Below are 18592 nucleotides of genomic sequence, written 5' to 3' on the forward strand. Positions count from 1 at the left end.
GAATACTTGAATCCTCAGACAAAGTATTTGAATTGATTACGAGATCACCCATAAACCACCACATCACCGGCTTTTAAACCGGTCTCAACGACAACTGAATCTGCTTGCGCCGCACCTGTTGTTATAACTCGCCTTACAATAGCGCCTGAATCGTTTTGCAAATTAACAATACTTTGTCCTTTTTCTCGTTTTATCGCAGCAATAGGTATGATGAGTTGCTTGCCATTATCTACACTTAATTCAATGGATGCACTCATTCCTACTTTGATCCATTTTTGCTGCTCTGGGGTCAATTTCTTAACTTCAACTACGGCCGTAAAAAAGGGGAGTCCATTGTTATTTGATGCTTGGGCATTCACTGCAACCAATTGCCCTTTTAATGGATATTTACCAAAAGCGACTCCACTCACTACAGCATTCATGCCTGCTTGAATTTGAGTTATATCGATTTCTGGGACATCAATTTCGATGCTGATCCCGGATAAATCACCAATCAATCCAATGACTTGACTCGACTTCACGGCAGAGCCCACGCTAACACGTACACTTTTATCCTCGCCCGCTTTAGGAGGGTATAGGAGCACTCCATCCCTAGGTGATTTTAAATGAATCACATTATGCTTGGCTGCCAAAATTTTTTTTATCTTATCAAAATCAGCCAAACTTAATGCAGATAAATTTTTTGGACTATTTTCATCAAGTTTTTCTAACATTTCAGTCAGCTTACGTGTAGACTGCATTAAAGTAACCCGAGCTGTATCCACATTTGATTTTTCACTCATGTAATTATTTTTGGATAATAAACCTGAGTCCCATAAATCTTGTGTCCCAACAAATTTGGCTTTTGCTATAGTGTAGCTGTCTTTGGCCTTTAAGTACTCTGTTAAAGTGTCATTAAACTGCCTTTGTAACTCAGTTGAGTTTAGCGTTAAAATTACATCACCTTTTTTGACCATTTGCCCATAATGAAAATTCATTGTTTCAACCACTGCTTCCATTGGACTGGCTATAGTATTTTCATGTAAAGGCTGAACCGTTCCTGTAAAATGCAAGGTTTTATGGATTGCCTGTTCTTCAACTCTATATTGGTGTAACGCAACCGTTTTTTTCTTTTCATGATGACCACATGAGGATAAAAGAAACCCAATTAATAATAAAATGACGACTTTTGATGTGTTTAAATACCTATTCATCCACCATACCTTAATTTAATTTGCCACTGCTCCAGCGTTGTTCCCAAAGTCCTTTGTAAGTTTGATATCTGATTAAGATATGCAATTTTTGCATTAATTAATCCGGTCTGCGCCTGAATCAGCTGGTTCTGCGTGTTGTTTACATCCAATGCACTGGATATACCTGCTTGTTGCTTTTTCTTTTCCAAGGCATAAGATTGCTCTGCCAGTTTTACTTGTTTTAATGCTAATTGATAACGTTTTGCCAAACTTCTTATATTGTTTATGGTATTGGTTATATTTGTTATTAATGCACGTTTTGTTGCAAGTAAATTTAGCCGGTCTTTTTCCAAGCGCACTTTAGCATTAATTAATTGACTGCGGCGACTGATATCATTCAACGGCACAGTTAATGTCAAACGAGCTGCCTCGGTTATATTATTTCCATTGTAAATGCCCCTCACTCCTCCATTAACGCCTGTCACATCATTTAAAACACCACTTTGCACATTGCCTGACACATCCAATTGCCATAGCTGTTGATTTTTAGCCACTTTATATGCACGCTCATCAGCACGTAATGTCATTTTTTGTGCCAAATAAACGGTGTTATGATTCAATGCCTGCTCAATGGACTGCTGCAAATCAGGAGCTGCAAGTTTATCTAAAGCAACATCGCTAGGGACTGATATATGCATTTCTGGATCAAGGCCAATGATCTGCAAGAGATCCTGCGATGCAGTTTGAAAATCATTCTCCGCCTGCTCTACCATTAAACTTAACGATTCAATTTGATAGGATTGCTGGATGTTGCCAGTTGGTTCTAATTGACCTGCCTTTATCTTCTTTTCATTAATTCCATACGATTTTTTTGCTTCTTTTAGCTGCAAGCGCTGATTCTGTAAATTATTCCCGCTTAAAATAAGCATTCGATAAGCCATAATGACTTGGGTGACCTGATCCGCGACCGATTGCTGTAAATTTAATTTGTTTAACCATTCATTGTCCTTGGCATCTAAAAGCGCTGCTTCATTTACTGCTTTTCCAAAGCCACGTAATAAAGGCTGAGTTAAGGAAAAATTCAATACAGGATTGTAGTTATTATTATCATTGACATTATTATTTATCGATAAATTAGCTGTTGTTCCAAGTTTTGTTTTCAAATTAAACTCGGGGCTGGCTAAGAATGTACGTGTTGCATTGGTACCCACTCCATTAAACTTACTTTTTTGGATTACCCCAGAAGCCCCTAACGCGTATTGGAGTTCAAACTGATTGTTGGCCAAACGCAATTGATAACGTTGTACGATTCGATCCAGTTCAGCATTTTGAATATTAGGGTTATAGCGTAAAGCTAATAAAATTGCCTCTCTTATACTTAAGCGATGTACAATTTTATTGCGGGCTGCAGGAGAAGTTGGCAACTCTATCCAGTTATGCAACATAAACTCAGGATTCTCTATCGCTTTTTGTAATCGTTCTTCTGCTTGTTTTACCTGTAAATCTTCAGTGGTGGAAAGCGACCAAGCATTAAATCCTAACACGCAACAGAGTAAGAAAAACGTAACGGCTCTTCTTTGCCTACGTCCCGTGGCTTGTCCGCGGGAGCCAATGCTGTTACAAGATTCCCGGATCCCGCGGACAAGCCGCGACATGTAGGATGAGCATACGGAGTTAAAGTATTTCACTAACATCATTTTTTGTTCCAGACTGCAAATCGTTGCATATCCTGCAAACGTAATGCAGTTAATTGCCCACCCCAAAGACATCCTGTATCTATTGCATGAATTTTGGGATTGGGACATTTCCCCATTAAAGCGGCCCAATGCCCAAAAACAATATCCACATCAATTTCTTTACGATGCGGTACTTCATACCAAGGATAAAGATTTGCTGGCGCTTGAGCAATAGTTTCTTTATAGCCCAACTCGAGCCGTCCTTGTGCATCACAAAAACGCATGCGCGTATAATAATTGGTAATTACCCGCAGTCGGTCCACTCCTCTTAAATCATCAGACCATATATCGGGTTGATTACCATATAAATGCGATAAAAAATCACAATAACTGTCACCTGAAAGCACCTCTTCAAGCTCTTTAGCGTGTTGTATTGCCTGTGAAAAATCCCATAATGGACAAATTCCAGCGTGGCACATCGCCACTTTAAGTTCTGGTGAGTGATACAAAATGGATTGCTTCCTTAACCAATGACCTAAAGCTTCACCATCAACAGCGTCTATCACTTCGTGCAAAGTGTCATCATGCCCTTTCCACGGTCTGCCACCAAATAATGAGCCTAGCAGATGTAAATCATGATTACCTAAAGTCACTCTTGGTGGAATGGGTAAGGCACTAACAAAACGCAAAACAGCTAAAGACTCAGGGCCTCGATTCACCAAATCGCCAACAAACCACAAACAATCTCTTTTGTCATCAAAATCGATTAGCTCCAACAGTCGTTGCAAAGGCTCATAACAACCTTGCACATCACCAATTGCATAATCAGGCACCTTTTTTTGCTCCTGGTCTTAGCGCACTCCCTTCGTTTTCAACTGCGTGCCATTTCCCGGCTGCATCCAATTTTTGCAACGAACCTGCCAAGCTCATGTTTTGCTGCAGGGTAGCCTGGCTGTTAAATTGTGCTTTATGAATCAATTCCGTAGCAGACATCGATTCTACTTTTCCAGTACTTGGGTGAACTACTTTTACCGACTCAGGTAAAGCAAGAGTATACTTGGAAAATACAATCCCAGTCTCCATTTGTTTACCCGTTTCAAATCGACTTAACACACCGCCATCAGCAGCGCGATTGTGTAAACCCAAAGATAAAAATCCATTTTGCGCTGCTTGCCAATTCTTATATTCAGGATGTTCACGTACAAATAATTGAAACATTTCAGCACACATCAACATACCCCCAGGGACCATAAATAAGGGGGCTTTATTAATCATAATCTTGCCGCCATCTAACGCTTTAATCATCCATTGGATAAACTCCATCCCTACGGCCTGTTCCTTCTCTAATAAGGTTTCTGGCTGACCACCAGAAAAAGTCCCTGCACGATAACGCCCTCCACTATGAGCAGGAGCACCTCTTACCATAAACTCAAGCAAATAACGTTGAATTGCAATGGCTTCAGCACGAATTAATATGGCTCCCAAAGTACCCGCAGAGCGCTCATCTTCATTCAATAACGCAAGCCATACTGAAAGAACTTCTGGATTAGAGGCTATCCAAGCAAATCCACTTGTCGGCATTAGTGTTTTTGCCATCAATAAATTGAGACGACGTCGAAATTCAATTTCGGGTTCTTTTTCAAACTCGTAAAAATAATAAATTCCAGTGCTTGTCATATTTTCAAGTAAAGGATTCCATTCTTTTAAAAATTGACCGTTTGCATCATAAAAACTGACGCGGTAATCAACAAACAATTTACCAATACCTTGAAGCACTGCTGCTGAAAAAAGTGCATATTGCCAAAGCTTTTGTTCTTCAGATAATAAATCAGGCTGATCCTGTACCATAAATTCCTGAAAAAGGCTCAGCGCGGCTTCTGTACGGTTTAGTGCATGATCTACCAATCCACCTTGCTGGGAATAATAACTGTTTGCTGTCTCAGGTAAATTTTGGCAATAGTGAACTAGGTTATTGATAAGAATGCTGCATAAGCTATCATATCGTGCAGTTTCCAAGCCAGATAACATTCTCATCTTTTTCAGTAATATCTGCCTCTTGTCTTCCGACAAAAAATGATGCGCATTAACAATACGTGTTAAATCTTTTAAAGATTTACCGTGTGCAGACAAGGAACCTTTACGCTGACGTTGACGATGAAACAAGGCCATCTCCATAATAATTAATAACTCCAAAATTGATAAATTATGTCCATAATGATTAATTTTACACTAAATGGAAATAAATTTCGCTAGTTGAACATATTCCGCAATAGAAATTTGTTCAGGTCTTTTACTTCCATCAATACCGAAAGTGCTCAATTGCTCAACCGTTACTATTCCTTTTAAATTGTTATTAAGTGTTTTACGACGCATGGCAAATGCACTAGCTACCAAACGCTCCAACTGCGCTACAGAAACTTTTTCAAAAGGGGAAACGCGATGAGGAATAAGACGAACCACCGCTGACTCTACTTTAGGCTGTGGATCAAAAGCTTCTGGAGGAACATAAAACAAATGCTCCACAGCACAATGATATTGCAGCATCACCGTTAACCGACCGTAGGCTTTACTTCCTGGTTGTGCTGCCATACGATCTACTACTTCCTTTTGCAACATAAAATGCATGTCTTCTATATATGGCGTAAAATGCAATAAATGAATGAGTAAAGGTGTGGAAATATTATAAGGTAAATTCCCTACCACACGTAATTGGGAGCCAAATTGGCTGTAATCAAGAGTTAATGCATCCGCAGCAATCAAATGTAATTTATTTTGCGCCATAGGCTGTTCTGATAGATAGTGTTGTAAATCGGTATCGATTTCAACTGCTGATAGATGATTTAAGCGATGCAACAATGGTAGAGTTAAAGCCCCCAAACCCGGGCCAATTTCCAGCATATTATCTTTTTCTTGCGGATTAATTGCACGGACAATGTCATCAATAATATGTCGGTTTTGTAGAAAATTCTGGCCAAAACGCTTTCGTGGGCTATGCCTCACCTTAGTTCATCCCATAAAGTAAAAGCCAATTATAACGCGCATCCTCAATAAAAAGTAGCCTACGAGAGGCAAAGGGGGCTCTGGTTTTCCCTTGCTGATTGAGATATGTACCTGCAAGCCAAGTGATAAATTTATATAGCATAATCTTCTCGAGTTGGTGTAAAATTCGGCCACTATGAACAAAACTGAGATCCTTATGGCTTATAGAAAAATGTTAAAGTCCAAAATTCATCGTGCTCGTGTCACTGAAGCCGATTTGGATTATGAAGGAAGCATTACTATTTCTCCGGAACTGCTTAAGGCAGCAAACATATTGCCTTATGAAGCAGTTAATGTCTGGAACGTCACTGCAGGTACTCGATTTGAAACTTATACCATCACCGGCAGACCCGGTTCTACTGAAATTTGTGTGAACGGAGCAGCAGCACATTTGGTAACCCCAGGCGATTTAATCATTATCGCTTCCTTTACCCAAGTATTGGAAGAAGAATGTGTAAATATAATTCCTACTGTAGTTTTTGTTGATCAATTCAATCGCTTAAGAGAAATTCGACCAGAAAAAGTTGGATTTAAAAGCAAAGTGCTTGCCGAAGCTTAAAAATTTCTCTACGTACTGCGCTTTATGCGAAGTATTCATAACGATTCTTTAAGAGTACTCTTGAACTCTTTTTTAAAAAGATCACTGGATACCGCGCATAATGCGGCAGGAGAGAAATCAATAGCCATTAACTTAATGGCCGTTGCTGGGAAAGGTTAGAATAAAAATTTTACTATTTTCAAAGAAACCATGTTAAATCATCTTTTAGAATTACGCCGCCGTGGATTGCAAACCTTAATATGGTTTGGCAGCTTATTTCTTATTTTCTTTTTTCTTGCTAACGATTTATATCGAGCATTGGTTAACCCGCTGCTCCATACTCTTTCAACCCAAGAAGGTTTAATTGCAACCCAAGTAACATCCCCAGTATTTACTCCACTAAAACTCGCCGCTGATGCAGCCATGTTACTAAGCGCTCCTTTTGCTTTATTTCAATTTTGGCGCTTTATCAGTCCTGGCCTTTACCGAAGAGAGCAAACTACGCTACGTATTGCTCTAATCTTCAGCCTTATACTTTTTCTTGCCGGAGTTTTATTTTGCTTTTATCTGGTTTTACCGTTCATGTTTCACTTTTTTGCGCACGCATTACCTAAAGGAGTGCGCTATATGCCTGACATGGCTTATGCTTTGGATTTTATCACCAGAATGCTTATGATCTTTGGCTTTTGCTTTCAGATACCATTGATTTGCTTAGTGCTGGTGCGTTTGAAAATCATTGAAGTGATGATGCTAAAAAAAATCAGACCCTATGTCATCGTTGGGGCTTTTATTGTAGGGATGTTACTTACCCCGCCTGACGTTTTCTCACAAATCATGCTCGCAGTACCACTTTGTTTTCTTTATGAACTAGGGATTATTTTGACAGTTTATTTTATTTAACTTTTTGATTTTTAAATGAAATAATTGGGCATTTAATAATCAGTCAATGTGCTTTATAATGCCCATGTTTTAATCATTAGATGTGAGATGTAAGAAATGATAAGTAAAGAAGAGTTAACCCGCCAGTATCTGGAAAAACAACAACAAATTATGGTACAAAGAGAGCAACTTCTGCAACTGCAACAACAAAAAAGTGAAAAAGAAAAGGCCATAGGAGTAATTAATCAAAAGAATAAGGCCATCATCGAACACGAAGTACCTTCCGCTTTAAGTCTAGTCCAAATAAATGCCGGTTCTTCAGTAAATTTAAATAGAGAAGATAAGCAAGCCGTTTTGCTCTACATCCAAAACCAAGAAGGTGCTTTGCGCAAAGTAGAGGAGCATAATAAAAAACTTTTTGAGAACACAAACAAATTAAATTTATTGCTGCAAAAAGTTGAAGAGCACCTAACTGTTGGTTATGACAGAAATACACTTGCAAAATTTGCTAATCAATCAGGTATTGCGAGTACTAAAAATCCGCAAAATGCAGGATTTGATTTATTACTGGAAATCCTTGAGGAAGAGAAAAGCAAATACTCTTGGACTTTAGAATCAACCGATAAACGTAACTTATTAAGTGCCGTCTCTCGCAAAACGAATAGCATTGCATATACTCTTGGCGTAGATGAGCAAACTCTAGAGGAAATTTCATCTGCTTTAAAAACGTTAGAACGACTTAAATTAAAACTAACGCGTAACTATGATGAAAGAGATATTCTCGCTGGTGAAATTGTTCTACTTGATCAACAGATAATCCAAAAGGAAACAGTTACAATTAAAGAACATACAGAGCAAGCAGCAGAGCTCGATCGACAAATTAAAGTTTTAGAAAAACAAGAAGAAGAAAAACAACAACAAGAAAAAGAAAGGAAAGAACAACGTGCCATTCTTGCTGAAGATCTTAGAAGAATGCTTGACACGTACCTCAATGATCGGAATAAGCATTATCATGCTAAGGATTTATTGATTTCTGAAGATAGAGATCTTCGCGATCAATTCATTAAAGAAATTGGCGATGCAGAAAATGGTCTATTAAAAGCATATATCGACTCAGGAGAAAGTGAAGCGTTACTTAAGAAAATTACTGCAGAAGCGGATAAATTTCCCGGCGTCAAAATGCAAGCTACTCTGAGTAAAATTGTAGTTAAATTAATGGAAGCAGATGCAAAACCTGAGGCGATTGAAGATCTTCCTGGAGAAGCGGAACGAATACTTTTAACGTTCGAAACCAAAGAAGGTCGATATAAAGAATATGCTCTGAAAATGCGGGGCTTATATGAAAAAATTGCCGGCATAAAAACTTATGCAGAAACCCTATCCGAACATGAAAAAATAATCATAAATAAGCTTGCTGATGATCTTAAAAAAGATGTGGATCAATTTGTCCATCATAATCAGGATGAGATTCCAGACAAAGAAGCCTATCAAAAGTTTAAAATGAAAGTTAAAGCACGATTACACAGTCAAGATGATGTTATGAGTGAACATAGGTCTTGGCCAACAGTTGTAGCCAATATCTTGTTGAGTCTCGTGACAATAGGTAAATTGATTTATTCGAAAGTGACAACTGGAAGAGCATCTTTCTGGTTCGATAAAATTGAAGCGCAAAAAGAAATCGAAGTTCCTGTTGATGAAACGCTAGAGGAAATAGATGGTTTTTTAGGTCTTAATACAATCTAAATCAATGCACAGTCTGGGTGAAATACAAGGTCACCCAGGCTTACAATTTAAGCAAATAAATAATTAATACCTAAACATACAATCTGACCATCGAAACGTGTAGTCGTGTATTTACTGTGCTAACAAATAACGATTGTCGCATCAGGGCCGCCATTAATCAGGCTTGTATACACTCCTTCTCCTCATTCACTCGCGCCTTGTCTAAAGCTTAGTGGGGAAGGCTATATAAGCTTCAAGTTTCATTCATTTGTACCGATATATTAATCAGGACGACTGAAAAAGAGGCTTATATGAATAAAATTGCGCAATTTAATATTGGCGATTTAGTGATTCACAAAAACAGCCGCTACAGAGCAATCGTAGTGGATGTTGATCCTTTATTTCAGGCTTCTGGACGTTATAATCCACAAGCACATAAACGTGAATTTGCTACTCGAAATCCTTGGTATCGCTTATTGGTTGATGACAGCAGTCAAATTACTTATGTCGAAGAGTGTATGCTCATTGCAGACACAAGCCAAAGACCAATTAACAACCCACATGTCCGCTTTTATTTAAAAGAAAAAGAAGGGCATTATAGTAGTGCAAATCTCACGCATTAAACATTATACGGCGGCGCCCGGATTACATGTTTCTATGTATTCCTTAAAATTAAAACTAAGAGCGCAATAAAGCCGATTAAAACAAGAGCCAAGACACCCATGGTAAAAAAACTTTTGTTTAAATTTTCTTTACTAAATTGTTCAGGCTTTCCTTTGATTGCGCGATACAAAATAAAAATGATCAGTCCTGCACCAATAAGGCCTAGAATTTGATATAAACTCTCCATAAAACTCTCCTTTATTTTGCTTCAAAACTAAATGCATCCGAAAATAAATGAGCGGGGGAAACGCCGCTGTTTACTAAAGCATCACGTGTGCTGTATACCATATCAAAAGGCCCACTAATAACTATTTGCCATTCACCAAGATCCTGTGGATGCCTGCTCAGTACAATAGAAGCGAGTGGTACAGTATTATCTTCAGAAACTGAAGAAAAATATTTAAAACGACTCACATGAGTCTGCCAACTTGCTACCTTTTCATCCAGATATAAATCATTTTGCAAACGTGCACCCCAAAATAGTTCAAAAGCTCGGGTATCTGAAGTAGATAATAACTGCTCAATCATCGCTTTTACCGGTGCAAATCCAGTGCCACCTGCAATAAATAATATAGGACGTCTCGGATCTAAATGTTCAATGGAACACTCACCAAAAGGCAAGCAAATGTTCACAAAGCCATACTCCTTGATGTGAGCAAATAATCTCTGGTTGTAAGGATTTTCCAAGCTATGGCGAATGTGAAGCTCATATTTATGAGATCCTAATGGAGCATTAGCAATAGAATAACTAAATGCTTCTTCACCAAAAAGAATTTGCAAATATTGTCCCGCTTGATAATCAATGTATTTTTCAGGAGTTAAAATCAAGCGCATGATGCTGTCTGTCAAAGGTGAAATTTCCTCTACAAGAGCTTTAATTGTTTTTTCCTTCATTTATCTAACCCCAGAGAGGACCAATATCCATTGACTTTTTTTAATATTTCTTCATCCATCACAATGGGCTCCCCCCATTCTCTTTGTGTCTCACTTGGCCATTTATTGGTTGCGTCCATTCCTATTTTTGAACCCAAACCTGAAACAGGTGAAGCAAAATCCAGATAATCAATCGGTGTATTTTCCATCATGATTGTATCTCGTGCAGGGTCCATGCGTGTAGTCATTGCCCAAATCACATCCTTCCAATTACGCGCATCGATATCATCATCACAGACAATGACAAATTTGGTATACATAAACTGTCTTAAAAACGACCATACTGCCATCATAATTCGCTTCGCATGCCCAGGATACTGTTTCTTCATTGTGACCACAGCCAAACGATAAGAACATCCTTCGGGAGGCAAATAGAAATCAACAATTTCAGGGAATTGTTTTTGCAATAAGGGGATAAACACTTCATTTAACGCAACACCTAAAATAGCAGGCTCGTCAGGGGGTCGGCCAGTATAGGTACTATGATAAATGGGAGCATCTCGATGGGTGATACGTTCCACAGTAAACACCGGAAAAGATTGTACTTCATTATAATAGCCCGTATGATCCCCATAAGGTCCTTCAGGTGCCTCAACGCCAGGCTCCAAATAACCTTCTAAAATAATTTCCGCGCTCGCTGGAACATGCAGCTCACTCCCAATACATCGAGTTAGACGCGTGCGTTGCCCCCGTAATAATCCAGCGAAAGCATATTCAGACAAAGTATCAGGTACAGGGGTCACGGCTGCAAGTATGGTTGCAGGATCCGCTCCTAAGGTCACTGCAACTGGAAAACGCTCCCCGGGATAAGCTTTTCCCCATGCCTGATAGTCCAATGCACCTCCACGATGAGATAACCAACGCATGATTAATTGATTTTTGTTTAATACTTGCTGCCGGTAAATCCCCATGTTTTCACGTGTTTGATAAGGTCCTTTAGTGGTTACAAGCCCCCAGGTTATTAATGGCGCAGCATCTTTAGGCCAGCAGGTTTGAATAGGTAAAGAATTAAGATCTACCTCATCTTTTTCCCAAACATGAGTTTGGCATTCTGCACCGCTTACATATTTTGGTGCCATATTTAATGCCTGTTTTAGCAAAGGAAGCTTATTAAAAGCATCCTTAAATCCTTTGGGTGGATCAGGTTCCTTTAAAGCAGCCAATAATTTACCTATCTCTCTCAATGCACTGATGTTTTCTTCACCCATTCCCATAGCCACACGCTCAATGGTACCAAACAAATTGGTCAGAACCGGTATTTGATGGTTTGGAGTATTGGTAAAGAGAAGAGCCGGGCCACCTGAACGTAATACCCGATCACTGACTGCTGTCATTTCAAGATAAGGCGATACAGGATAGGATATGCGTTTTAATAAATCACGTGATTCCAATTGTGCAATAAAATCTCTTAGATCAGAGTATTTCATTAATAATCCCCTAGAGTAGCTTCACTGCCATTAAGTTCTACGCAAAATTGTCATCCCCGCGCAGGCGGAAATCCAACTCTAATCGAACACCAAAGCCGATTCAGGAATAGATTCCCGCCTGCGCGGGAATGACAAAGTCCCTTAATTTAATGGCTGTGAGCACAGCCCCAGGATCGCATCGATTTACCCAGGCTGCATTTAAGACAGTTAAAATACTTAAATTACTCTTGACGTTTCATTGCATCAAAGAATTCGGCATTGGTTTTATGATTCTTCATGCGCTCAAGCAGGAACTCAATTGCATCACACTCATCCATAGATTGCAGGATTTTGCGCAATATCCAAGTACGTTGAAGATCCTCTGGAGATAATAACAAGTCTTCACGACGTGTACCGGAACGATTAATATTAATCGCAGGGAACACACGACGCTCAGCGATATTACGACTCAAGTGGATTTCCATATTACCAGTTCCCTTGAATTCTTCATAAATCACTTCATCCATTTTAGAACCGGTGTCTACCAGAGCTGTGGCGATAATCGTCAAGCTACCGCCTTCTTCAATATTTCGTGCAGCACCGTACAAACGCTTAGGTCTTTGTAATGCATTGGCATCAACACCGCCAGTCAGTACTTTACCTGATGAAGGAATCACTGTGTTGTAAGCCCGGGCTAAGCGAGTAATCGAGTCAAGTAAAATCACCACATCACGTTTGTGTTCGACCAAGCGCTTGGCTTTTTCGATCACCATTTCAGCGACTTGAACATGACGGTTTGCAGGTTCATCAAAAGTACTGGCAACCACCTCACCTTTTACAGAACGTTGCATTTCAGTTACTTCTTCAGGACGCTCGTCAATTAATAATACAATGAGATAACATTCAGGATAATTTTTTTCTATAGAGCGAGCAATGTTTTGCAGCATTAATGTTTTTCCCGCTTTGGGGGGGGAAACAATCAAACCGCGTTGTCCTCGACCAAAAGGAGCACATAAATCCACTACCCTGGCAGTCAAATCTTCAGTACTGCCATTTCCTTGCTCCATAACTAAGCGCTCTGCAGCAAATAAAGGAGTAAGGTTTTCAAATAAAATTTTTCGTTTAGCACTATCAGGTGAATCATAGTTGATTTCATCAACTTTCAACAAAGCAAAATAACGTTCACTGTCTTTAGGGGGACGAATTTTACCAGAAATAGTATCACCAGAACGCAAACCAAAACGTCTTATTTGGCTAGGAGACACATAAATGTCATCAGGGCCTGCCAAATAAGAGCCATCGGCAGAACGCAAGAAACCAAAACCATCCGTCAGGACTTCTAAAACACCATCTCCGTGGATGTCTTCGCCTTTTAAGGCGTGCGCCTTAAGAATGGCAAAAATAATTTCTTGTTTACGCATACGGGAAGGGTTCTCGACACCAATCTCTTGTGCGATATTAAAAAGATCGGCAATAGGCAATTGCTTAAGTTCACTAAGATTCATACTTCTCACTTGATTTGTTGATTAATTGAATTGGGTATCCGGGAAAAATATTATTTAAGAATGCAGCTAAGGATTCTGCTGCCTATGTGACATATTTATATTATATCACATATTGCAGACAGGCTATCATAGCTTTAGTAAAAGATACAACATTTTTATATAGAAAAATAAAAAATTAAACGTGACTCTCAACAAAAGCACTTAATTGAGATTTTGAAAGCAAACCCATTTTAACCGCCTCGACTTGGCCGTTTTTAAATAAAATCAATGTAGGAATACTCATCACACCAAACTTTGCAGGGGCTTGTGGATGCTCATCGATATTAATTTTTGCAAAAGTTACTTGCTCACCATGAGTAGCAGCTACTTCTTCCAATATAGGCGTCAATGCGCGACATGGACCACACCATTCAGCCCAAAAGTCAACTAATACGGGCTTATTTGCATTGATTACATCCTGTTCAAAGCTTGCATCTGTTATCGTTTTAATAAGATCACTCATGTATCAACCTCGGTTATTTAAAATTAGTTAATTGCCAAACATTCACTTTGCATCAAGGAATACTCACATTTGACATAGCTTGAATGAAAAATCCTCTGATAACCCAGACATCATTTTACTCGAGCCAAAAGACTGCTCATTCAATCTACACTCAAATCCACTATCCTAGATTTTTGCATTAAGAGAAACAGGCTGCAACTTCTATTATAGATCACCGCCCACTGCTTGCAACATACTTAATGCAGCAATCGCAGCTGTTTCTGTGCGTAAAATTCGTGGACCTAAGGATAAAGACTGAAATCCGTGCTTGCGGGCAAATTGAACTTCATTATCACTGAGTCCTCCTTCAGGGCCAATAAGCAAAGCAATTGCAGAAGGGCCGATCGGATAATCTTTCCAGTTTTTATCCTCACCTGGATGCAAAATCAATTTTAATTGAGCTTGAGCCTCACCGACATAATGCTCTAGCGTAACAGAAGGATGTACTATGGGGACTGTATTACGACCCGATTGTTCACACGCTGCAATGACAATTGCCTGCCATTGAAGAAGTTTTTTTGTCATTCGCTCCTTATCTAACTTGACAACACAACGCTCTGTAATAATGGGGGTAATGCTGGCTACTCCGAGCTCAACAGCCTTTTGCATTACAAGCTCCATTCGTTCTCCCTTGGAAATAGCTTGTGCCAAGTGAATAGCTAAAGACGACTCACGACTCACATCTTTTATTGAACCTATGACTACAGTAACCTGTTTTTTCTTCACGGCTTCTATTGTTGCATCAAACTCCCGATCATCCCCACAAAATAAAGTAATATGCTCGCCAACCTGCATGCGCAAAACAACACCAACATGCTGACTCGCTTCTGGAGATAATTCTAAAAGTTGACCTGTATGGTAGTTTCCAGATTGATAAATGCGTACCGCTCTCATGTATTTTTGACCTGTAACGTAGTCTCACTACATTAAGAAAATAGTTCCCAAACTTATTCCTTAACCAATAGTAGCGCAACCTAGCTGAATGCAGCAAAGCTTCATCCAATCACATCTTTGTCCTTGCCCAATACTATAACAAAAATTACTTATTTTTACCCTATGTGGTAGAATTTTTTATTTCACTAAACACTGTAAGGAAATTAAAAATAATGAGCAAAACACGTATTGAATCTGACAGCATGGGTGAAATCTCTGTTCCTGCGGATAGGTATTGGGGTGCACAGACCGAACGGTCGTTACATCACTTTAATATAGGCAAAGACATTATGCCACGTGAAGTCACTCACGCTTTTGGCATTTTAAAAAAAGCTGCAGCCTTAACAAACCTGGACTTGGGTAAATTGCCGAAGGATAAGGCTGATTTAATTATTCAAGCAGCTGACGAAGTCAGTAAAGGGATGTTGGACGATCATTTTCCTTTGCATGTATGGCAAACTGGAAGCGGTACTCAATCCAATATGAATGCCAATGAAGTCATTTCAAATCGTGCTATTGAGCTAGCAGGTGGAACTATGGGTAGTAAATCGCCTGTTCATCCTAATGATCATGTGAATATGTCCCAGTCTTCGAATGATACATTCCCAACTGCTATGCATATTGCAGCAGCTATTGCCTTCAATAATAAACTAATCCCTGCCGTAAAAAACTTACGCGCTGCCCTGGCTGTTAAAATGGCGGCATTCAAAGATATAGTTAAAATAGGACGAACTCATTTACAAGATGCTGTACCACTCACATTAGGTCAGGAATTTTCTGGCTATGTTGCCCAGCTTGATGCCTGTGTCCGTCGACTCGAGAATGCACTACCTGAATTATACGAGTTGGCAGCTGGAGGAACTGCTGTAGGAACCGGGTTAAATACTCATCCCCAATTTGCAACTAAAGTAGCAGAGCACATTGCCCATATAACTCAATTGCCGTTTGTTACTGCAAATAATAAATTTGCAGCACTAGCCTCCCATGAGGCTTTAGTTAATGCCCACAGTGCCATGAAAGCGCTGGCGTGTGCCTTAATGAAAATTGCGAATGATATTCGATGGTTAGCTTCGGGTCCACGCTGTGGCATTGGTGAATTAATCATTCCAGAAAATGAACCTGGATCTTCCATTATGCCTGGAAAAGTCAATCCAACTCAATGCGAAGCTATGACTATGGTTTGTGCTCAGGTTCTGGGGAATGATGCAACTGTAGGGATAGCCGACAGCCAAGGTAATTTTGAGCTGAATGTGTTTAAACCCGTGATTATCTTTAATGTACTTCATTCGCTTAACTTGCTGACAGACACCTGCCGTTCATTCCAGGAATTTTGTGCAGAAGGGATCGATGCCAATCACAAGGTTATTGACCACTATCTACATCACTCCTTAATGCTGGTCACCGCACTCAATCAACATATAGGCTATGATAAGGCAGCTAAAATTGCTAAAACAGCTCACCAAGACAACTCTTCCTTGCAGGAGGCCGCAGTCAAACTTGGCATCTTAACAGCAGAGCGCTTTGCAGAACTGGTAAGACCAGAAAAAATGATTGGTCCGCAGTGATTCAATAGGAAAATCTCTTGAAAAACTATGCTGTTCTATTGCATAGTTGGCTTGTTCATTTGAAAGTATGCTCTCTTGCATAGAGAGAACATACCAAATTGAATCAATTTAAGTCATTTGGGAGCAAAAATGGATTTTTGCTTTTGATAAAAGTAATGCAAGGACGAACTTCTTAAAAAAGTTTATAAGAAAATAAGGTTCTAGTATGAAGCAAAAAAGAATTATTCATTTAACACAAAATTCCGAAGGTCATAAAAACGCAAAAACATCTCATCAATGCATCGAAAAGGCAGGTAAGAAAAAAATGAGTTTTTTTGGGGATCGCGCATCCAGACAATTTGTGGAAAATGAAATGATTAAGGACGGGCTGGATTTAATGCAAATAAAAATAGAAATGGAAGAGGCTCGTAAAGCCAAAGAAGATGAAACAGAAAGTTTTACTCCCTGGTAATTCTGTAGCATATGGGGTTGAGTACTGGAGTCCAACCCCAACTCCTAAACTCACCTGAAGTATTAATAAATACTTCATATAATTGCATAATGATTCTTGATAAAAAACTAGCCTCAAAGACGAATCATTAGTATATGAAAAAGCGACGATATTGCTTTCCCACATTTACAGCAGGAAAGCCAATTCAGATACTAAGAATTATTCTATTACTGGAATTTGTGGCGCAGCATTTCGTTTAGGTCCTGGAGTTGATCGTTGAGCAGGATCTTTTGAAGCATAAGTTTTTTGCGCTTTAGGTTTATTTGTTGTTTGTTGTTGGGCTTGTGTATTCATTTTCTCATAGCCCTGGTCATGCATATGCATTTGTTCTGAACGTTGCATGTCCATGCATGCACACAATCCTAAAGATAAAGCAATACCAAAACCTAACTTAATTGATTGTAGTTTTATCATATTTAGCTCCCTGCTTCGTTAATTCAAAAGATTAATATAAATTAAAAAATTTAAAATCACCACCCAAATTCAACAAGAATTTTTTTTTCACCTAAAAAACCATATAATAAAATCTAACTCTCTAATAAAGGACTTATTATGATTTATCCCAATATCCTTGCTACCATAGGACAAACTCCTGTAGTAAAAATTAATCGTCTCAGCCATAATCTTGATTGTGAGCTGTATGTAAAATGTGAGTTTTTTAATCCAGGCGGTTCTGTTAAAGATCGCATTGGGTATGAAATGGTAGTTAATGCAGAACGCGATGGCCATATTAGGCCTGGCGATACACTGATTGAGCCTACCTCTGGAAATACGGGAATAGGTATTGCACTAGCAGGTGCTGTATTAGGCTACAAAGTAATCATTACCATGCCTGAAAAAATGAGCCAAGAAAAACAATCGGTGCTCGAACGGTTAGGAGCAAAGATTTATCGAACCCCCTCAGAAGCAGCTTATGATGATCCTGAAAGCCACATTTCTTTGGCTAAAAAGCTGAATGCAGAAATTCCTAATTCCTATATTCTTGATCAATATGCTAACCCCAATAATCCAAATGCCCATTACCACGGCACTGCTCAAGAAATTATTGATGATTTTGGTAAAGACTTGCATATGGTTGTTGCCGGTGTAGGAACTGGAGGGACAATTACAGGGGTTGCCAAACGGCTTAAGGAATATAATCCGCAAATTAAAATAATTGGCGTTGACCCCGAAGGCTCCATTCTTGGTGGTGGAACCGAAATTAAACCCTATGCAGTAGAAGGAATAGGCTATGATTTCTTTCCAGAAGTTTTAGATAATAATTTAATTGATCAGTACATTAAAACGAATGATCTGGATTCATTTCGAACTGCAAGGGATTTAATTCGTGAAGAAGGTTTATTAGTAGGAGGCTCTTCAGGAGCTGCAATGTGGGCTGCGCTGCATGCCGCAAAATCCTTAGCTAAAGGCCAAAAATGCCTGGTCATTCTACCTGATTCCATTCGCAATTATATGTCTAAATTTGCTAATGATGAATGGATGAAAAAACAGGGATTTCTGTAAACGAACATTCGAAGCAGAACTAAATCA

19 protein-coding genes are annotated in these 18592 nt (G+C 39.2%); 7 read left to right on the forward strand and 12 right to left on the reverse strand.

The features are described 5' to 3' along the window. Positions 1 to 44: 44 nt before the first annotated feature. The 5 genes from Ltuc_RS00925 to rsmA are packed head-to-tail and all read right to left on the reverse strand — an operon-like array spanning position 45 to position 5848. Entirely contained in the window at positions 45 to 1193 is a 1149-nt protein-coding gene (locus Ltuc_RS00925; RefSeq protein ID WP_058519492.1) for an efflux RND transporter periplasmic adaptor subunit, read from the reverse strand. Then, positions 1190 to 2869 (reverse strand): TolC family protein, encoded by a 1680-nt coding sequence (locus Ltuc_RS00930; RefSeq protein ID WP_238584046.1) that lies wholly within the window; start codon positions 2867 to 2869, stop codon positions 1190 to 1192. The genes Ltuc_RS00925 and Ltuc_RS00930 overlap by 4 nt, the downstream gene beginning before the upstream one ends. Next, positions 2866 to 3681 carry a symmetrical bis(5'-nucleosyl)-tetraphosphatase gene (locus tag Ltuc_RS00935; protein ID WP_058519494.1) on the reverse strand — a complete coding sequence of 272 codons (816 nt, stop codon included), beginning with the start codon at positions 3679 to 3681 and terminating at the stop codon, positions 2866 to 2868. The genes Ltuc_RS00930 and Ltuc_RS00935 overlap by 4 nt, the downstream gene beginning before the upstream one ends. Further along, positions 3674 to 5023, reverse strand: a complete 1350-nt coding sequence (locus Ltuc_RS00940; protein ID WP_058519495.1) for a conjugal transfer nickase/helicase domain-containing protein — start codon at positions 5021 to 5023, stop codon at positions 3674 to 3676. The genes Ltuc_RS00935 and Ltuc_RS00940 overlap by 8 nt, the downstream gene beginning before the upstream one ends. 54 nt (positions 5024 to 5077) lie before the next feature. After that, a complete protein-coding gene (gene rsmA / locus Ltuc_RS00945; protein WP_058519496.1) occupies positions 5078 to 5848 on the reverse strand; it encodes a 16S rRNA (adenine(1518)-N(6)/adenine(1519)-N(6))-dimethyltransferase RsmA in 771 nt (256 codons plus the stop codon). A 196-nt stretch (positions 5849 to 6044) separates the two neighbouring features. Between rsmA and panD the strand changes: the two genes are divergently transcribed. The 4 genes from panD (at position 6045) to hspQ (ending at position 9649) form a co-directional block, all read left to right on the forward strand. Beyond that, positions 6045 to 6446, forward strand: a complete 402-nt coding sequence (gene panD / locus Ltuc_RS00950; RefSeq protein ID WP_058519497.1) for an aspartate 1-decarboxylase — start codon at positions 6045 to 6047, stop codon at positions 6444 to 6446. A 189-nt stretch (positions 6447 to 6635) separates the two neighbouring features. Continuing rightward, on the forward strand, positions 6636 to 7325 hold the full coding sequence (tatC, locus tag Ltuc_RS00955) for a twin-arginine translocase subunit TatC (protein ID WP_058519498.1): 690 nt from the start codon (positions 6636 to 6638) through the stop codon (positions 7323 to 7325). Positions 7326 to 7421: 96 nt separating this feature from the next. Beyond that, positions 7422 to 9047, forward strand: a complete 1626-nt coding sequence (locus Ltuc_RS00960) for a hypothetical protein (RefSeq protein WP_058519499.1) — start codon at positions 7422 to 7424, stop codon at positions 9045 to 9047. Positions 9048 to 9337: 290 nt separating this feature from the next. Then, positions 9338 to 9649, forward strand: a complete 312-nt coding sequence (hspQ, locus tag Ltuc_RS00965; protein ID WP_058519500.1) for a heat shock protein HspQ — start codon at positions 9338 to 9340, stop codon at positions 9647 to 9649. Positions 9650 to 9681: 32 nt separating this feature from the next. On the opposite strand, the gene Ltuc_RS00970 is transcribed toward hspQ, so the two are convergent. The 6 genes from Ltuc_RS00970 to Ltuc_RS00995 all read right to left on the reverse strand — a co-directional run bounded on the left by Ltuc_RS00970 (position 9682) and on the right by Ltuc_RS00995 (position 14968). Beyond that, a complete protein-coding gene (locus tag Ltuc_RS00970; protein ID WP_058519501.1) occupies positions 9682 to 9876 on the reverse strand; it encodes a hypothetical protein in 195 nt (64 codons plus the stop codon). An 11-nt stretch (positions 9877 to 9887) separates the two neighbouring features. Next, entirely contained in the window at positions 9888 to 10583 is a 696-nt protein-coding gene (locus Ltuc_RS00975) for an NAD(P)H-flavin reductase (RefSeq protein ID WP_058519502.1), read from the reverse strand. Further along, a complete protein-coding gene (ubiD, locus tag Ltuc_RS00980; RefSeq protein ID WP_058519503.1) occupies positions 10580 to 12049 on the reverse strand; it encodes a 4-hydroxy-3-polyprenylbenzoate decarboxylase in 1470 nt (489 codons plus the stop codon). Before ubiD ends, Ltuc_RS00975 begins: the two co-directional genes overlap by 4 nt. A 221-nt stretch (positions 12050 to 12270) precedes the next feature. After that, positions 12271 to 13533: a transcription termination factor Rho gene (gene rho, locus Ltuc_RS00985; protein ID WP_058519504.1), complete on the reverse strand. Its 1263-nt coding sequence runs from the start codon at positions 13531 to 13533 to the stop codon at positions 12271 to 12273. Between the two features lie 175 nt (positions 13534 to 13708). After that, positions 13709 to 14035 (reverse strand): thioredoxin, encoded by a 327-nt coding sequence (gene trxA, locus Ltuc_RS00990; protein ID WP_058459007.1) that lies wholly within the window; start codon positions 14033 to 14035, stop codon positions 13709 to 13711. A gap of 204 nt (positions 14036 to 14239) precedes the next feature. Next, positions 14240 to 14968, reverse strand: coding sequence for a 16S rRNA (uracil(1498)-N(3))-methyltransferase (locus Ltuc_RS00995; RefSeq protein WP_058519505.1), 729 nt, complete (start codon positions 14966 to 14968; stop codon positions 14240 to 14242). Between the two features lie 212 nt (positions 14969 to 15180). Here Ltuc_RS00995 and fumC point away from each other — a divergent pair, with 212 nt between their 5' ends. Then, positions 15181 to 16572, forward strand: a complete 1392-nt coding sequence (gene fumC / locus Ltuc_RS01000) for a class II fumarate hydratase (protein ID WP_058519506.1) — start codon at positions 15181 to 15183, stop codon at positions 16570 to 16572. Positions 16573 to 16777: 205 nt separating this feature from the next. Then, on the forward strand, positions 16778 to 17023 hold the full coding sequence (locus Ltuc_RS01005) for a hypothetical protein (RefSeq protein WP_058519507.1): 246 nt from the start codon (positions 16778 to 16780) through the stop codon (positions 17021 to 17023). A 198-nt stretch (positions 17024 to 17221) separates the two neighbouring features. On the opposite strand, the gene Ltuc_RS01010 is transcribed toward Ltuc_RS01005, so the two are convergent. Beyond that, positions 17222 to 17476 (reverse strand): hypothetical protein, encoded by a 255-nt coding sequence (locus Ltuc_RS01010; RefSeq protein ID WP_058519508.1) that lies wholly within the window; start codon positions 17474 to 17476, stop codon positions 17222 to 17224. Between the two features lie 138 nt (positions 17477 to 17614). Between Ltuc_RS01010 and Ltuc_RS01015 the strand changes: the two genes are divergently transcribed. Further along, on the forward strand, positions 17615 to 18565 hold the full coding sequence (locus tag Ltuc_RS01015) for a pyridoxal-phosphate dependent enzyme (RefSeq protein ID WP_058519509.1): 951 nt from the start codon (positions 17615 to 17617) through the stop codon (positions 18563 to 18565). Positions 18566 to 18592: the final 27 nt, after the last annotated feature.

The sequence above is a fragment of the Legionella tucsonensis genome (assembly GCF_001468035.1).
GTDB lineage: Bacteria > Pseudomonadota > Gammaproteobacteria > Legionellales > Legionellaceae > Legionella > Legionella tucsonensis.

Bases quoted from the DNA above. Each gene is read 5' to 3' on its own strand.
- Ltuc_RS01015 (WP_058519509.1), top strand. From the start codon at position 17,615: ATGATTTATCCCAATATCCTTGCTACCATAGGACAAACTCCTGTAGTA.
- Ltuc_RS00925 (WP_058519492.1), bottom strand. From the start codon at position 1,193: ATGAATAGGTATTTAAACACATCAAAAGTCGTCATTTTATTATTAATT.
- Ltuc_RS00975 (WP_058519502.1), bottom strand. From the start codon at position 10,583: ATGAAGGAAAAAACAATTAAAGCTCTTGTAGAGGAAATTTCACCTTTG.
- trxA (WP_058459007.1), bottom strand. From the start codon at position 14,035: ATGAGTGATCTTATTAAAACGATAACAGATGCAAGCTTTGAACAGGAT.
- Ltuc_RS00995 (WP_058519505.1), bottom strand. From the start codon at position 14,968: ATGAGAGCGGTACGCATTTATCAATCTGGAAACTACCATACAGGTCAA.
- rho (WP_058519504.1), bottom strand. From the start codon at position 13,533: ATGAATCTTAGTGAACTTAAGCAATTGCCTATTGCCGATCTTTTTAAT.
- Ltuc_RS00930 (WP_238584046.1), bottom strand. From the start codon at position 2,869: ATGATGTTAGTGAAATACTTTAACTCCGTATGCTCATCCTACATGTCG.
- Ltuc_RS01005 (WP_058519507.1), top strand. From the start codon at position 16,778: ATGAAGCAAAAAAGAATTATTCATTTAACACAAAATTCCGAAGGTCAT.
- Ltuc_RS01010 (WP_058519508.1), bottom strand. From the start codon at position 17,476: ATGATAAAACTACAATCAATTAAGTTAGGTTTTGGTATTGCTTTATCT.
- ubiD (WP_058519503.1), bottom strand. From the start codon at position 12,049: ATGAAATACTCTGATCTAAGAGATTTTATTGCACAATTGGAATCACGT.
- panD (WP_058519497.1), top strand. From the start codon at position 6,045: ATGGCTTATAGAAAAATGTTAAAGTCCAAAATTCATCGTGCTCGTGTC.
- Ltuc_RS00940 (WP_058519495.1), bottom strand. From the start codon at position 5,023: ATGGAGATGGCCTTGTTTCATCGTCAACGTCAGCGTAAAGGTTCCTTG.
- Ltuc_RS00970 (WP_058519501.1), bottom strand. From the start codon at position 9,876: ATGGAGAGTTTATATCAAATTCTAGGCCTTATTGGTGCAGGACTGATC.
- tatC (WP_058519498.1), top strand. From the start codon at position 6,636: ATGTTAAATCATCTTTTAGAATTACGCCGCCGTGGATTGCAAACCTTA.
- hspQ (WP_058519500.1), top strand. From the start codon at position 9,338: ATGAATAAAATTGCGCAATTTAATATTGGCGATTTAGTGATTCACAAA.
- Ltuc_RS00960 (WP_058519499.1), top strand. From the start codon at position 7,422: ATGATAAGTAAAGAAGAGTTAACCCGCCAGTATCTGGAAAAACAACAA.
- fumC (WP_058519506.1), top strand. From the start codon at position 15,181: ATGAGCAAAACACGTATTGAATCTGACAGCATGGGTGAAATCTCTGTT.